Source organism: Brevundimonas sp. BAL450, from assembly GCF_015767455.1.
Lineage (GTDB): Bacteria > Pseudomonadota > Alphaproteobacteria > Caulobacterales > Caulobacteraceae > Brevundimonas > Brevundimonas abyssalis.
In genome coordinates, this window is record NZ_JADWOW010000055.1 from 165,124 (window position 1) to 180,211 (window position 15,088).

At 68.3% G+C, this 15,088-nt stretch carries 12 protein-coding genes; 5 read left to right on the forward strand and 7 right to left on the reverse strand.

The window, feature by feature from the left end; translation table 11 throughout:
* Positions 1-2 precede the first annotated feature (2 nt).
* From fabD to IWC96_RS11215, 4 genes are all read right to left on the reverse strand, one after another.
* Positions 3-959 (reverse strand): ACP S-malonyltransferase, encoded by a 957-nt coding sequence (fabD, locus tag IWC96_RS11200; protein ID WP_021696037.1) that lies wholly within the window; start codon positions 957-959, stop codon positions 3-5.
* Between the two features lie 65 nt (positions 960-1,024).
* Complete coding sequence (locus IWC96_RS11205; RefSeq protein WP_196838936.1) at positions 1,025-2,395, reverse strand: FAD-containing oxidoreductase; 1,371 nt, start codon at positions 2,393-2,395, stop codon at positions 1,025-1,027.
* The gene (locus IWC96_RS11210) at positions 2,392-2,856 is read right to left on the reverse strand and encodes a hypothetical protein (protein WP_021696035.1); all 465 of its coding nucleotides are present in this window, start codon (positions 2,854-2,856) and stop codon (positions 2,392-2,394) included. Before IWC96_RS11210 ends, IWC96_RS11205 begins: the two co-directional genes overlap by 4 nt.
* Before the next feature lie 102 nt (positions 2,857-2,958).
* Positions 2,959-3,879 carry a LytTR family DNA-binding domain-containing protein gene (locus IWC96_RS11215; RefSeq protein ID WP_021696034.1) on the reverse strand — a complete coding sequence of 307 codons (921 nt, stop codon included), beginning with the start codon at positions 3,877-3,879 and terminating at the stop codon, positions 2,959-2,961.
* Between IWC96_RS11215 and IWC96_RS11220 the strand changes: the two genes are divergently transcribed.
* The 4 genes from IWC96_RS11220 to IWC96_RS11235 all read left to right on the forward strand — a co-directional run bounded on the left by IWC96_RS11220 (position 3,878) and on the right by IWC96_RS11235 (position 7,951).
* On the forward strand, positions 3,878-5,107 hold the full coding sequence (locus IWC96_RS11220; protein ID WP_021696033.1) for an acyltransferase: 1,230 nt from the start codon (positions 3,878-3,880) through the stop codon (positions 5,105-5,107). The genes IWC96_RS11215 and IWC96_RS11220 overlap by 2 nt on opposite strands.
* Positions 5,104-5,709, forward strand: a complete 606-nt coding sequence (locus IWC96_RS11225) for a DUF998 domain-containing protein (protein ID WP_021696032.1) — start codon at positions 5,104-5,106, stop codon at positions 5,707-5,709. The genes IWC96_RS11220 and IWC96_RS11225 overlap by 4 nt, the downstream gene beginning before the upstream one ends.
* Before the next feature lie 36 nt (positions 5,710-5,745).
* The gene (locus IWC96_RS11230; protein ID WP_196838937.1) at positions 5,746-7,176 is read left to right on the forward strand and encodes an alkaline phosphatase PhoX; all 1,431 of its coding nucleotides are present in this window, start codon (positions 5,746-5,748) and stop codon (positions 7,174-7,176) included.
* A 178-nt stretch (positions 7,177-7,354) separates the two neighbouring features.
* Positions 7,355-7,951: a hypothetical protein gene (locus IWC96_RS11235; protein WP_148291386.1), complete on the forward strand. Its 597-nt coding sequence runs from the start codon at positions 7,355-7,357 to the stop codon at positions 7,949-7,951.
* A 3-nt stretch (positions 7,952-7,954) separates the two neighbouring features.
* Here the strand turns inward: IWC96_RS11235 and mfd are convergent, their stop codons facing one another.
* Positions 7,955-11,413, reverse strand: coding sequence for a transcription-repair coupling factor (gene mfd / locus IWC96_RS11240; RefSeq protein ID WP_045318624.1), 3,459 nt, complete (start codon positions 11,411-11,413; stop codon positions 7,955-7,957).
* The gene (locus IWC96_RS11245; protein ID WP_196838938.1) at positions 11,413-11,724 is read right to left on the reverse strand and encodes a succinate dehydrogenase assembly factor 2; all 312 of its coding nucleotides are present in this window, start codon (positions 11,722-11,724) and stop codon (positions 11,413-11,415) included. The genes mfd and IWC96_RS11245 overlap by 1 nt, the downstream gene beginning before the upstream one ends.
* Before the next feature lie 202 nt (positions 11,725-11,926).
* On the opposite strand from IWC96_RS11245, the gene recG reads away from it, so the two are divergent.
* Entirely contained in the window at positions 11,927-13,990 is a 2,064-nt protein-coding gene (recG, locus tag IWC96_RS11250; protein WP_021696028.1) for an ATP-dependent DNA helicase RecG, read from the forward strand.
* Here recG and IWC96_RS11255 read toward each other — a convergent pair.
* On the reverse strand, positions 13,936-15,084 hold the full coding sequence (locus IWC96_RS11255) for a DUF3089 domain-containing protein (RefSeq protein WP_052516695.1): 1,149 nt from the start codon (positions 15,082-15,084) through the stop codon (positions 13,936-13,938). The two genes, recG and IWC96_RS11255, sit on opposite strands and share 55 nt — an antisense overlap.
* Positions 15,085-15,088 lie beyond the last annotated feature (4 nt).

Here is a 15,088-nt window from a genome sequence, read left to right on the forward strand (position 1 = left end):
CTTCACAGGGACCGGGCGAACGCTTCCAGCTCTTCCGGCCCGTTCAGGGCGACGCTCTCGGCGTCCGGCGCGATGCGCTTGGCCATGCCGGTCAGGACCTTGCCCGACCCGACCTCGGCGAACCGCAGCACGCCGCCTTCGCCGGCCATCCACTCCATGGATTCGCGCCAGCGCACGCGGCCGGTGACCTGCTCCACCAGAAGACGGCGGATGACTTCCGGGTCGGTTTCGGGGCTGGCGGTGACGTTGGCGACCACCGGCACGGAGGGGTCGATGATCCTGGCATCGGCCAGGGCGTCGGCCATGGCCTCGGCGGCCGGCTGCATCAGGGGGCAGTGGAACGGCGCCGAGACGTTCAGCGGAATGGCGCGCGCGCCCAGCTCCTTGGCCTTCTCGATGGCCCGGTCCACGGCGGCTTTTTCGCCGGAAATCACCACATTGCCGTTGTTGTTGTCGTTGGCCACCACGCATACACCCAGCGCCGAACCGGCCTTGGCCGCTTCTTCCGCCAGGGCCAGATCCGACTTCGGCCCGATCAGCGAGGCCATGGCGCCCTTGCCCACCGGCACGGCCTTCTGCATCGACTGGCCGCGCAGCTTCAGCAGACGCGCGGTGTCGGCCACCGACAGGGCGCCCGCCGCCGCCAGGGCCGAATACTCGCCCAGCGAATGCCCGGCCACGAAGGCCGCGCGCGACACGTCCACCCCGAATTCCACCTTCAGCGCCCGGATCACCGCCAGCGACACGGCCATGAGGGCCGGCTGGGCGTTCTCGGTCAGGGTCAACTGGTCCTCGGGGCCCTCGCGCATGATCATGCTGAGCTTCTGGCCCAGGGCGTCGTCAACTTCCTGGAACACCTCGCGGGCGGCAGGAAAGGCGTCGGCCAGCTGCGCGCCCATGCCCACGCTCTGGCTGCCCTGACCGGGGAAAAGAAGGGCCAGAAGGGGTCCTGCGGTCATGACATGTCTCCGTGTGATTCCGGGCGCGAGGGGTAGGCCATGGGCCGGATGGTGGCAAGCGCGGCTCAGCCCCCGAGCTCGCCCATCACGGTGGGGATCAGCTCCGCCACTGTGGGGTGAATGTGCATGACGCGGCGCATGTCCGCCGCCGTACCGCCCATGTGCATCAGGTCCAGCACGGCGTGCACCGCCTCGTCACCCCCCACGCCCAGAATGGCCGCGCCCAGCACCGCGTCGGTGTCAGCATCCACAACCATCTTCATGAAGCCCGCCGTCTCGCCTTTCTCCCGCGCACGTCCGACGCGGCTCATGGGCCGTTTGCCGACCCGGACTCGATGCCCCTTCTCCCGCGCCTGGGCCTCGCCCATGCCCACCCGGCCCAGCGGCGGATCGATGAACAGGGCGTAAGTGTCGATACGGTCGGTCACCTTGCGGTCCACGCCGTCCAGCAGGTTCGCCGCCACGATCTCGAAGTCGTTGTAGGCCGTGTGGGTGAAGGCCCCGCGCCCGTTGCAGTCCCCCATGGCCCAGACACCGTCGACGCTGGTGCGCAGCTGATCATCCACGCGGATGTAGCCCCGCGCGTCCATCTCGATCCCGGCGACCTCCAGCCCCAGGTCGTCGGTGTTGGGCCGTCGCCCGACGGCCAACAGGACGTGGGAGCCGACCACTTCGGGCGCGCCCTCCTCACAACTGATCCCGACGGCGACGCCGTCGGCGTGCGGCGCGAAGCGAATGCATTCGGCGCCCACCCGCACGGCGATCCCCTCGTCCTCCAGAATCTCGCGCACGGCGGCGCTGACGTCCTCGTCCTCGCGGGCGATCAGGCGGGGCCCCTTCTCGACCACGATCACCCGGGCCCCGAAGCGGCGATACATCTGGGCGAACTCGAGCCCGATATAGCTGCCGCCCACCACCACCAGATGCTCGGGCACGCTGTCCAGCCCCAGGATGCCGGTGTTGGTCAGAACCGGCACGTCCTTCACCCCCGGCATGTCGGGGATCAGGGCGCGGCCGCCCACATTGATGAAGATGCGCGGCGCGGCCAGGCGGCGACCGTCCACCTCGACTTCATGGGGGCCGACAAACCGGGCGTGCCCGCGAATGACGGTGCAGCCCACCATGCCGTCCAGCCACGACTCCACGCCCGAACGCGACTCACCGCTGACCGCATCCTTGCGCGCCTTGACCGCGCCCATGTCGACGCCGATCGGGCCGGTCGTCACGCCGAAGTCGGCTGCACGGCGGACCACATGGGCGGTGCGGGCGCTGGCCACCAGAGTCTTGGTGGGAATGCAGCCGGTGTTGACGCAGGTGCCGCCGATCAGGTGGCGCTCGATGACCGCGACCGACAGGCCGGCCCCGGTCAGACGCCCCGCCAGCGGCGGCCCCGCCTGCCCCGCCCCGATGATGATGGCGTCGAACGTCTCGCTCATGGCAGGGCCGCCACGATGAGGACCGCCCCCGTCACGGCCACGGCGTCCTCGATCAGGGCGGCGGGCCGGTCCCTCCCGAAGGCGGCGGCCAAGCGCGCCCGCGCCTCGGCGCCGCAATAGGTGCCGATCAGGGCGCCCATCAGGCCCAGCCCCGCACCGGTCAGCATATTGTCCATGGCCGCCCCGATGGCGGCGCCCGCGACCCCGCCGATCAGCAGGCGCGCCCCGAACTGGATCGGAATCTTGCGGTTGGAGGTCTTCGGCAGCTGGTCGACCACCAGTTCGCCCAGCGCCATAACAGTGAGGATCCACGGCGTCACCGTCGCTCCCAGAAACGCCAGCGGCGTCCCGGCCAGCGGCAAGGCGCCCGTCCAGGCGGCCCAACTGACCGCCGCCGCCGCGGTCATGGTGCGAAGCCCGGCAACGACCCCGATCAGGAAGGCGAGAAGGTAGAGGATCATGTCGGCGCTCCGGATTGCGGCCGACGTTCAGTCGTGCCGCTCGGCTTCAGGGAAGAGGACGCACACTTCCTCCACCATACGCCCGAACGGGGGATTGCGACATCAGCCCCTCAGTCGTTCCAGAGCCGCCGGATAGCGCCGTGAGAGCGGTGCGCGGATCGCCCCCAGCTCGACGGTCCAGTCGCCGGAGCCGTCCGGCTCCAACGCCGTCAGATGCGCCGGATTGATCAGCCATGAGCGGTGCGTGCGGATCAGTCCCAGCGGCGCGAGCTCGGCCTCCAGCTTGGCCAGGGTCGTGCGCATCAGCGGACGACGGCCGTCGGTCAGGATGAACTCGGCATAGTTGCCTGCAGCCGTCACCGCAACGACCTCATGAGCCTTGGCCCGGATGATGCGCGCGCCGTCGCGGATGTCGAACACCAGCGATGACTGATCAGGCGCCTGGGGCTGCTGCAGCCGCAGGGATATCCAGAAGGTGGCGGCGAAACCCAGATAGGTCAGGACGTCCTTGCGCAGTTCATACGGAAACCCCTCGGCGATCGGGCCGAAATCGTAGGTCCATCCGTGCAGCGCATAGATCGCCTCGCGCATCATCACGAAGCCCGTCACATGCAAGGCGGAATAGATCACCGCCCCCGCCCCGTGGATCAGGATCAGACGAGGCCACGGCGTCCCGCCGGGCCACGCGCGACGCACGGCCAGCCAGGGCAGCCACATCAGCGACAGGGCCATGGCGATGCTGGTCAGCTCCCAGCTCCACGGCTCCCAGGTCGCGAAATCGGGCCGGTCGGCGTTGACGGTCAGGGCGTTGACCACGGCAACGGCCAGGCCGACCGCTGCAATGACGGCGGCCGCGCCCCAGAAGGCTGTCCGGGCCTCGCCGCCTGTCACGCCAGACCCGCCGTTCGTCACCGCGCCCGTCCGTCCGTCACCGCCGCCCAGCCGCGCGTCACCGGCCGCTTGAGGCGGCGCGCCGGCCCGCGCCACACCGGCGGCGCGATCACCACGAACGGACCTCAACATGACCGCCGACCTCGCATCGACACCCTCTCGCCGGCACGACCTGGACTGGATCCGGGTCGGCGCCTTCCTGCTGTTGATTCTGTATCACGTCGGGATGTTCTACGTGCCCTGGGGCTGGCACGTGAAGAGCAGTCACCAAGTGGACGGGCTGATCCCCGCCATGCTGCTGACCAATCCCTGGCGGCTGACCCTGCTGTTTCTGGTGTCCGGCGCGGCGACGCGGTTCCTGTTCGATGGGCTGGAGCGGAAGGGCGCCGCGCCGGGGCGGCTGGCGGGCTCGCGCGTCCTGCGCCTTCTGCCACCGTTGGTCTTCGCCATGTTCGTGGTGGTGCCGCCCCAGAGCTATTACGAGATCGTGGAAGCCGTGCGCGGCTATCTTCCCGGCGCCGACCCCTATCACAATGCCTATACCGCCGACTTCTGGATCCGGTATGCGACCGCCTCGGGGAACTGGTGCGACGGCGACGGCTGCCTGATCACGCCCACCTGGAACCACATGTGGTTCGTGGCCTATCTGCTGGTCTATTCGCTGATCCTGGCCGGGTTGCTGGCGGTGACGCGCGGCGCCCTCAAGCGGCTGGGCGGCGTCCTGGAGAAGGCGCTGTCCGGCTGGGGCCTGCTGATCTGGCCGATCCTGTTCCTGGCGGCGATCCGTTGGTGGCTGGCCCCGATCTTCCCGATCACCCACGCCCTGACCGACGACTGGTACAACCACGCCCTGTCCTTCTCGGCCTTCCTGTTCGGCTTCCTGATCGCGCGGTCCGAGACACTGAAGCAGGGCTTCATCCGCATTCGTCTGCCGGCCTTGATCCTGGGCCTGATCGGCTGGATCGGGTGGACCGCCTATGTGCTCAGCTTCCCCGAAGCCTCTGCGACGGTTCCCACCGACGCCCTGCGCCGGATCATGCGGATAGTCTATGCAATCCAGCAATGGAGCTTCATCGCCGCCATCCTTGGCTATGGCGCGCGATACCTGACGCGCGGCGGGCCTCTGTTGCGCTATCTGACCATCGGCGTGTTCCCATTCTACATCGCGCACCAGACGATCATTGTCGTGGCCGGGCATCATCTGGCCAAACTGGGCCTGCCCTTGATCGCCGAGGCCGGCCTCATCATCGGGATCACGGTGCTGGGCTGCTGGCTCACCTATGAGGTCGCCCGACGCATCGGCTGGCTCGGCCTTGTGCTAGGGATTCGGCCTGCACGAGCACCGGAGACAGAGCGATGAACCGTCTGACCGCAATGCTGGGGATCGCCTATGTGGCGGTGATGGCGGGCGTCATCCTGATCGGCCCCCTCGGCTACCCGGGCTACAGTTCCCTCCACCAGCACATCAGCGAGATGGGCGCGACGGGCGCGCCACACGGGCCGACGATCAGTGCGCTGTTCATCGCCACCAGCGTGCTGCTGATCGCTTTCTGGCTGCTGTTTCTGAGGGCCCTGCCCTTCTCGGCGATGCGCACGGCAGGCGTAATCCTGCTGGCCATCAATGGGCTCGGGCTTCTGGGAGCCGGCGTCTATGCGTGTGACTTCGAGTGTGCGCGCAACGACCCCAGCGTGGCCCAGCAACTGCACGATCTGTTTGGCGGTCTCGGCTATCTGAGCGGCGTGTTGGGCCTGTTCATGCTGGCGCTGGGCCTGCGCGGTCTGGACGGCTGGTCGCGGCTGTTCCCGCTGGTCATGATCTGCGCCGGGGTCGCCGCCCTGAGCCTTCCCCTGATCGCCCCCGAATTCCCGTGGCACGGTGCAGCCCAGCGCATGCTGGAGACCGCGTTCATGACCGTCATCGTCGCCGTGGCGATGCGGCTGTGGCGTTCGTCCGCCCGCTGACATGAAACCGTGACCCGGGGTTGCTAGGAGCCGGGCATGATCCAGTCTCGCCGCGCCTTCATGGCCTCCGCCACCGCCGCCGCCCTGTCCGCCTACGCCGCCCGCGCGCAGGCCGTGGCCCAGGGGCAGGTTCCCGCCGCTCGAGGATTCGTCGACGGGCCGTCCCGCAACGAAGTGTTCGGTTACGGCCCCATGCGTCCGGACCCGGAAGGCCTGCTGGATTTGCCGGAGGGCTTCTCCTATCGCGTGATCTCGCGCGTGGGCCAGCGCATGGACGACGGTCTGGTGACCCCGGACAAGTTCGACGGCATGGGCTGTTTCGCGCTCGACAACGACCGGGTCGCCCTGGTCCGCAACCATGAACTGGACCACGAGGAGGCCGACCTCGGCGCCTTCGCCCGCCCCGATCAGGACGACGACTTCAACTGGGACCGCATCTACGGCCGTCAGGCCGACGGCGCCCCGGTGGCGGGCGGCACGTCCACCGTCGTCTACAACCTGCGCACCGGCCAGACCGAACGCCAGCACCTGAGCCTGGCAGGCACCAACAACAACTGCGCCGGCGGCGTCACGCCGTGGGGCTCGTGGCTGTCGTGCGAGGAGACCACGGACGGCGTCGCCGACGGCCTGCCCCAGGACCACGGCTGGGTGTTCGAGGTGCCGGCGGCAGAGCGCGGCGCCGTGGAGCCCCTGCCCATCCGCGCCATGGGCCGGTTCCGGCACGAGGCGGTGTGCATCGATCCCCGCACTGGGGTGGCCTATCTGACCGAGGACGTGCGCGACAGCCTGTTCTACCGCTACCTGCCCAACGACCGGCGCAACCTGCACCGGGGCGGACGGCTGCAGGCCCTGGTGCTGATCGACGCCGAGCGCGGCGACACCCGCAACTGGCATGGCCACTACTGGGCCCAGGGCGAACGCAAGGCCGTACGTTGGATCGACATGGACCAAGTGGAGAGCCCCGACGCCGACCTGCACCTGCGCGGCCATGCGGCGGGCGCGGCCGTGTTCGCGCGCGGCGAGGGCCTGCACTGGGCCGAGGATCACCTCTATTTCACCTGCACCTCAGGCGGTCCGGCCGAATGCGGCCAGATCATGCGCTATGACCCCAGCCGCTTCGAGGGTCAGTCCGGCGAGGCGGACGAGCCCGGCCATCTGACCCTGTTCGTGGAATCCGGCGACCGGGCGGTGCTGGACTATGTGGACAACATCACCGTCGCCCCCAACGGCCACGTCATCGGCTGCGAGGACAAGCAGAGCGGCATCCAGCATGTGAAGGGCGTGACGCCCGACGGCCGCATCTATGCGATCGCGCGCAACGCCCTGGACATCGAGGAGCCCGGCGGATCGAACACCGAGTTCGCGGGCGCCTGCTGGTCGCCGGACGGCCGGGTCATGTTCGTGAACCTGTATTCCCCCGGCGCGACCCTCGCCATCACCGGCCCCTGGGACGCCTTACGGATTTAGTCTGGAACGAGTCTCGTGGCCGAATTGAGAAATGCCTGACCCCTGTGTAGGCTTCGGTCAATCTGGGCCGGAAGGGTCACGCATGGATTTGCGTCGTACTGTACCATTCGTCCTGCTTACGGCTTGGCTATCGGGCTGTGATGCTCCCCAGACGACTGGTAGGACCGAGGCCTCAATCTTGGACTCAGAATTGGGTTCAAGTTCAGGACCCACCGATTTTTGCCAGCTTGAATTCGCCTCCCTTCCCGACACGCTCGAATTGTTTGAGGTGACGCGGCAGCGAGGTGGGCGCACCTGTTTTCGCGACGGCGTGGCAGTAGCTTTTGTGCACGCGCTTCCCGACAATGCGTGTCTGGATCCGGAAGATCGGACGCGACTGGGCCAGCAGGACGTCTCCACCACGCTAATGACGCATGACGAAGCTGAAGCTCAGTTTCTAGGCTGCAGCGCGATCTTGGCTCAGGGCAGTGCATCAAACGTTGAGGTGGTCATTTTCGACACGCGTGATGAATCTATCGAGGACAGCGTATCCTACGACTTGAACATTCAAGCGATGATCACAAATGACGCCCTGCCAGTTCAGTATCACGGCTTCATGAACAAGATCACGTGCTTAGAAACCAGCATCCCAGACGTTGTGCTCGCGCGAGTTGAAGAGGCCGAAATGCGAACTCCCGAGAGCGTCAGCATTCATCGCGGGGTCGGCACCTGCCAAGACCTCGGCGGAGCATTGGCTCAGGGATGGTTCACCAGAAGCCGGGCTGAGCCAAGCTGATCGTCATTTGACGGCTTCACCGCCCGCCACCTTGGCCAGGGCCGCCGTCATGCGCTCGGCGGCCTTCAGCCGGTCTTCGGCCGACGGCCAGTCGCCCTTGACCACAATCTTCTGGTCGGGGCGGATCTTCCACGCGGCCGGGTTCTTCTGGATGACGCCCACCAGACCCATGGGATTGGGGAAGGTGTCGTTGCGCAGGGTCAGCACGGCGCCCAGCGGGCCCATGTCGATCTTGGCGATGTTGGCCGTGCGGCAGTTGGCCTTGATCTCCACGATCCGCAGCAGCTGCGCCGCCTCATCCGGCAGCGGGCCGAACCGGTCGATCAGTTCGGCGGCCAGGGCTTCGCGGTCCGTGGACTGTTCGGCGTCCGACAGGCGGCGATACAGGCTGAGACGGACGTTCAGGTCCGGCACGTAACTCTCTGGAATAAGGACGGCGGCGCCCACATTGATCTGGGGCGACCAGCCGCGGTCGGGGGCCTGCTCGCCCTTCTCCCGCAGCTCGGCGACCGCGTCCTCCAGCATCTGCTGGTACAGCTCGACGCCCACCTCGCGGATGTGGCCCGACTGTTCGTCACCCAGCAGATTGCCGCCGCCGCGCTGGTCCAGATCGTGGCTGGCCAGCTGGAAGCCTGCCCCCAGATTATCCAGCGACTGCAGCACCTGCAGCCGCCGCTCGGCCGACAGGCTCATGGGCTTCTTCGGATCGGTGGTCAGATAGGCGAAGGCGCGCGCCTTGGCCCGGCCCACCCGGCCCCGGATCTGGTACAGCTGGGCCAGGCCGAACATGTCGGCACGGTGCACGATCAGGGTGTTGGCCGTGGGAATGTCGAGGCCCGATTCCACGATGGTGGTGGAGACCAGCACATCATAGGACCCGTCGTAGAAGGCGCCCATGACCTCCTCAAGCTGGGTCGGCGCCAGCTGGCCGTGGCCCACCACGAACTTCACCTCGGGAACGTGCTCGCGCAGGAATTTCTCGATGTCGGGCAGGTCTGACAGGCGCGGCGCGATGTAATAGGCCTGACCGCCGCGATATTTCTCGCGCAGCAGGGCCTCGCGCACCATCACCGGGTCCCACGGCGCCACATAGGTCCGCACCGCCAGACGGTCGACGGGCGGGGTGGCGATGATCGACATCTCGCGAATGCCGGTCAGGGCCATCTGCAGGGTGCGCGGAATGGGCGTGGCGGTCAGGGTCAGCAGGTGCACGTCCGCGCGCAGGTTCTTGAGCTTCTCCTTATGCTTGACGCCGAAGTGCTGCTCCTCGTCCACGATCACCAGACCCAGGTTCTTGAACCCGACCTGTTCGGACAGCACCGCATGGGTGCCCACGATGATCTCGACCGAGCCGTCCTTCAGACCCGCGCGCGTCTCGTTGGCCTCCTTGCCCGGCACCATGCGCGACAGCTGGCGCACCGTGACCGGCCAGCCGGCGAAGCGGTCGGTGAAGGTCTTGTAGTGCTGGCGCGACAGCAGGGTCGTGGGACAGACCACGGCCACCTGCAGGCCGCTCATGGCCGCCACGAAGGCGGCGCGCAGGGCCACCTCGGTCTTGCCGAAGCCCACGTCGCCGCAGATCAACCGGTCCATGGGCTGGCCCTTGCCCAGGTCCTCAAGCACGTCGCCGATGGCGTTCAGCTGATCGTCCGTCTCCTCATAGGGGAAGCGGGCGCAGAACTCGTCGAACAGGCCCTGCGGCGGGGTCACAGCGTCGGTGGTGCGCAGGGCGCGCTTGGCGGCCAGGGCGATCAGCCCCTCGGCCATGTCGCGCAGGCGTTCCTTGGCCTTGGCCTTGCGCGCCTGCCATCCGGCGCCGCCCAGCCGGTCCAGCTGCACCCCGTCGGAATCGGTCCCGTAGCGGGTCAGCAGGTCGATGTTCTCGACCGGCAAATACAGCTTCGACTCGCCCGCATAGAGCAGTTCCAGACAGTCGTGCGGCGCGTCCTGGATCTCGAGGGTCTTCAGGCCCTCATAACGGCCGATGCCGTGATCCAGGTGCACCACCAGATCGCCGGTGGTCAGGGCCGAGGCTTCCGCCAGGAAGTTGGACGCCCGACGCTTGCGGCGCGGCCGCGCCAGCCGGTCGCCCAGGATGTCGGTCTCGGAAATCACCGCCAGATCGTCGGTGATGAAGCCGGTGTCCACCGGCAGCACCGCGCGCAGATACAGCCCCTCGGGCGCCGCCTTCACGTCGCGCCAGTCCCGCACGGCGACGATGTGATCCAGCCCGTGGTCGGTCAGCATGGCGGACAGGCGGTCCGACGACCCCTCGGTCCACGAGGCGAACAGGACGCGCTGGCCCTGCCCTTTCAGGCGTTTGGCGTGGTCGGCCACGGCGGCGAACAGATTGACGCTGTCCTGCGCCCGCTCAGCTGCGAAGTTGCGGCCCAGACGGCCGCCCGCTTCCTCGCCGTCGCGCTGGAACGGGCTGAACCGCCGCACCGGCCGGGGGGCCAGAACGGCCCGCCAGTCCTCGTCTTCCAGATACAGCCTGTCCAGTGGCAGGGCGCGATAGGCAGAGCCGCCCCGCCCCTGCGACGCCTCGCGCCGCGATTCATAGGCGTCGCGCGCAAGCGTCAGACGCTCGCCCCGTGCATCCTCCACATGGTGGTCAAGAAAAACGGTCGAACCTTCGGGCAGATAATCGAAAAAGGTCTCCATCCGCTCATAGAACAGCGGCAGGAAATGCTCGGCGCCCTGACGCCGTGCGCCCGCGCTGACGGCGGCGTACAGCGGATCGTCCCCCGCCGCGCCGAACAGGTTCAGATAGCCTTGGCGGAACCGCGACACGGCCTCTGCGTCCATCAGCACCTCGGACACGGGCGACAGCTCGACCGACTTCAGTTGCTGCGTCGAGCGCTGCGTCCCCGGATCGAACGAGCGGATGGACTCCAGCTCCTGCCCGAACATGTCCAGACGAACGGGCTCGTCGAAGCCGGGCGGGAACACGTCGATGACGCCGCCGCGGATGGCGTACTCGCCCCGCTCCGACACCGTGGAGGCGCGCACATAGCCGTTGACGGCGAAATAGGCTTCCAGCGCCGCCGTATCCAGGTCGCGGCCCACCCGGGTCTCGAAGGCGGCGGCCGTGGTGGCTTCGCGCGGCGGGGTGCGCTGGGTCACCGACCCGACCGTGGCGACGATCAGCAGCGGCGTCCTGTCCCCGGGGTCACGCCGCGCCAGTCGCGTCAGGGCCGCCATCCGCTGGGCCGAGACCGCAGGCGTCGGGCTCATGCGGTCGTAAGGCAGGCAGTCCCACGCCGGATACTCAAGAACCTCAACGTCATGAGCGAAAAAGCGGAATGCCTGAACAAAGGCGCCCGCCCGCGCATAGTCCCGCGCCACGAACAGGGCCGCACCGCCGGCCTCGGCCAGATGCTCGGCCAGCAGGCGCGCGTCCAGTCCTTCGGGCGTGCCTGACAGCTCGCGGTCGTCGACGGCGATGATCGAACCGTCCATCAACCGATGCCCTTCTGGACCGCCACGGCCACATGTTCGGCCATGAAGGCGCGAATGTCCGTCAGAACCGGCGTATCGAACTCGGGGGGGGGCGGCTCGCGCTCGATGATCCAGCCGTAGAGCGGCTGATCCTCATTGGCCATCAGGGCCTCCAGCACATCCAGCTGCGCATCCGAATAGTCGACGGCGATCCGGTCCACGAACGGGCCCAGCACCATGTCCGCCTCACGGAAGCCCCGCCGCCAGGCGCGGAAGCTCAGGCGTTTCAGACGCTCTTCACGCGGTTGCGGGCGTGCGATTTCCTCGGCCACGGGGTCATTCCGTTCCGTCAAAACAAACAAGGGCGTTCACATAGGGCCTGATCGCATTGAGTGGAAGCGCTGCGCGCTTCCGCGGATGCGTGAATCAGGCCCTCTGCATTCAAGAAACCAAGATTCACGTCCAAGTCGCAGACTTGGGACGATCTTGGTTTTGCGTTCCACATGACCCTGCGCCACCGGCTATGCTGCAGAAATGCGGCCCGAGATTCTCTTTCCCCTGTTCGCCGAGGTCACCACCCTGAAGGGCGTGGGCGCCAAGGTCGCGCCCCAGATCCGCAAGGTGGCCGGTCCGCTGGTGCGCGACCTGCTGTTCCTGGCGCCCACCGGCCTCATCCATCGCCGCGCCACCACGGCGGATCAGGCCATGGAGGGCGAGGTGGCCATTCTGGACGTGGTCATCGACCGCCATATCCGCCCGCACAAGATCGGCGCCCCGTGGAAGGTGCGGGCCTCGGACCCGACTGGCTTCGTGCACCTGATCTGGTTCCGGGGCGGACCGCATCTGGAACGGCTTGTCCCCTCCGGCGAGCGGCGCGTCGTCAGCGGCAAGGTGGAGATTTTCAACAACGAGATCCAGATCCTCCACCCGGACGTCGTCAAGGCGGAGGCCGCGGGCGACATCCCCCTCGCCGAAACGGTCTATCCCTCCACCGAGGGGCTGGCGCGCCGCATTGTGCGCCGTCTGGCTCTGGAGGCGCTGAAGACCGCGCCGGATCTGCCCGAGTGGCAGGACCCCGCCTGGATCGCGCGCAAGCGCTGGCCCGGCTGGCGCGCGGCGCTGGAGACCCTGCACAATCCCCAGACCGAGGCCGACCTGTCGCCGGACGCCCCGCCACGCCTTCGCCTGGCCTATGACGAGCTGCTGGCGCACCAGCTGGCCCTGGCCCGGCGGCGCCAGTCGCGACAGACGGTGAGCGCCCCGGTCATCACGCCCGGTCCGGCGTCCGAACAGGTGCTGGCCGCCCTGCCCTTCGAGCTGACCGGCGCCCAGAAGCAGGCGGTCGTGGAGATCCGCGCCGACCTGGCCTCGGGCGAACAGATGGGGCGGCTGCTGCAAGGCGACGTGGGCTCGGGCAAGACGGCCGTGGCCGCCATCGCCATGGCCGACGCGGCCTCCAGTGGCCGACAGTCCGCCCTGATGGCGCCCACGGAAATCCTCGCCCGCCAGCATCACCAGCGGCTGGCCCCCATGCTGGAGAACGCCGGGGTGCGCGCCGTCCTGCTGACCGGGCGCGACACGGCGGCGGAGCGGCGGCCCAAGCTGGCGGCACTGGCCTCGGGCGAGGCCACGGTGGCCATCGGCACCCACGCCCTGTTTCAGGACGCGGTCCAGTTCCACGACCTGGCCCTGGCCGTCATCGACGAACAGCACCGCTTCGGGGTCAACGAACGCCAGCGGCTGCAGGCCAAGGGCCGCGACGGCGTTCACCTGCTGACCATGTCCGCCACTCCCATTCCACGCACGCTGGAACTGACCCAGTACGGTGATCTGGACGTGTCGCGCCTGCGCGAGAAGCCCCCCGGCCGCACGCCGGTCACAACCGCTGTCCTGCCGCTGGCGCGCATCGACGAGGTGGCGAACCGGCTCAAGGCGGCGGTGGCGGAGGGGGCCCAAGCCTACTGGATCTGTCCGCTGGTGGCCGAATCCGAGGCTATCGATCTGGCGGCGGCCGAGGCCCGCGCCGTGGAGCTGCGCGCCCATCTGGGCCTGAACGTGGGCCTCGCCCACGGCCAGATGAACGGCGCCGACCGCGAAAGCGTCATGACCGCCTTTTCCGAAGGCCATGTGCCGGTGCTGGTGGCCACCACGGTGGTGGAGGTGGGCGTCGACGTGCCGAACGCCACCATCATGGTCATCGAACACGCCGACCGCTTCGGTCTGGCCCAGCTTCACCAGCTTCGCGGACGCGTGGGGCGCGGCTCGAAACAGAGCGCCTGCATCCTGCTGTACGGCGATCTGGGCGAGGTGGCGCGCGAGCGGCTGGACGTGCTGCGCCGCTCCGAGGACGGATTCGAGATCGCCGAGGAGGATTTCCGCCTGCGCGGCGGCGGCGATCCGCTGGGCCTGAAACAGAGCGGCTTTCCCGCCTATCGCTTCGCCGATCCCATGCGTCACCGCGACCTGATCCTGGCGGCGTCCGACGACGCCCGCCTGATCCTGCACCGCGACCCGGACCTGACCGGTGAGCGCGGCCGGGCGGTTCAGGTGCTGGAGTCGCTGTTCGACTGGCGGGCCGACCGACCGGCGGCGGACTGATCCCAGGCCCGCAGACGACGCTCCACGTCAGCCTCAAGATCGGCATAGAACAGATTGTAGGACGCCGCTTTTCTGCGATCCGCCCATGAGCCCGTCTGACGGAACGCGTCGGAGTCCGGACGGGAGTATCGCAGCACGCCGCCCTGGCACTGGGCCGACACCTGCCGGTTCAGGAAGGCGGGGCGAACCCCCCACTCCAGGTCCGTGGCGTTGGCGCCGCCCAGATGCTCGCGCTGTTCGGCGTGGCGCTCCGTCGGCGCCCCCAGCACCGGATTGACGCACAGGTAAGGCCGGTGTCCCAACAACTCCAGCGTCCCCTGCTCGGTCCAGCCCATGGCGCGCCGATCCAGCCGCCTCAGGGCTTCCTCGTCCATCTCGCGCACCTGCACCCAGGCGAAGACGCAGCCTGTCTCGGCCCGGTCGCGGCAGGCGGGCAGAACCGCGTCCGGTCCGTATTCATCGGCGGGAACCACCGCGTCCATCAGATAGGCCGCCACCAGACGCGCGCGCAGGCCTGCGTGGGGAGCGACCCGCTCGCGCAGCAGCCGGGCGGCCAGTTCGCCGCCCTGCTCCACGCCGGCGATGATGATTGGGCCGTCCGGATTGCGGGTCAGCCAGGCGTCGAAAGCCGCGAGCACGTCCTGATAGGCGAAGGCCCGGGCCTCCCGTGCGTCCTCGCGGATGGTCAGGCGGGTGTAGAGGCTGGCCTGACGATAGAGTGGAACGCTCACCGCCCCCGATCGGGCGAACAGCGCGGCGTGATTGGGCAGAACCGAACGCCTCAGCCATCCTTCAGCCCCAGGCTCGTCGATGGGCGCGTTCCAGTGATCACCGCCGTCATAGGTGGTGGAATGCACGAAGAAGACCGCGGCCTCGCCCGTCGCGGTCTCCTCCAGCAGGGCCCAGGCCGAGCGCTCGGCATAGTCCGGCGCGGGCGGCGGATCATAGGTCTGGAACGGCACTTCCGGGTCCAGGCCGGACCGCAGGATGTCGCCGCGCCAGACCAGGATGGCGACCACGATCAGGGCCACCAACCCGATCAGCACGCCGCCGATAATGCGGCGGATCAGCAAGCCGGACGCGCGCTGGCCCAAGACG

What these genes read in the sequence shown, in the direction of transcription:
- fabD (WP_021696037.1), bottom strand. Translation starts at nt 959, where the DNA reads ATGACCGCAGGACCCCTTCTGGCCCTTCTTTTCCCCGGTCAGGGCAGC.
- IWC96_RS11205 (WP_196838936.1), bottom strand. Translation starts at nt 2,395, where the DNA reads ATGAGCGAGACGTTCGACGCCATCATCATCGGGGCGGGGCAGGCGGGG.
- IWC96_RS11210 (WP_021696035.1), bottom strand. Translation starts at nt 2,856, where the DNA reads ATGATCCTCTACCTTCTCGCCTTCCTGATCGGGGTCGTTGCCGGGCTT.
- IWC96_RS11220 (WP_021696033.1), top strand. Translation starts at nt 3,878, where the DNA reads ATGACCGCCGACCTCGCATCGACACCCTCTCGCCGGCACGACCTGGAC.
- IWC96_RS11215 (WP_021696034.1), bottom strand. Translation starts at nt 3,879, where the DNA reads ATGTTGAGGTCCGTTCGTGGTGATCGCGCCGCCGGTGTGGCGCGGGCC.
- IWC96_RS11225 (WP_021696032.1), top strand. Translation starts at nt 5,104, where the DNA reads ATGAACCGTCTGACCGCAATGCTGGGGATCGCCTATGTGGCGGTGATG.
- IWC96_RS11230 (WP_196838937.1), top strand. Translation starts at nt 5,746, where the DNA reads ATGATCCAGTCTCGCCGCGCCTTCATGGCCTCCGCCACCGCCGCCGCC.
- mfd (WP_045318624.1), bottom strand. Translation starts at nt 11,413, where the DNA reads ATGGACGGTTCGATCATCGCCGTCGACGACCGCGAGCTGTCAGGCACG.
- recG (WP_021696028.1), top strand. Translation starts at nt 11,927, where the DNA reads ATGCGGCCCGAGATTCTCTTTCCCCTGTTCGCCGAGGTCACCACCCTG.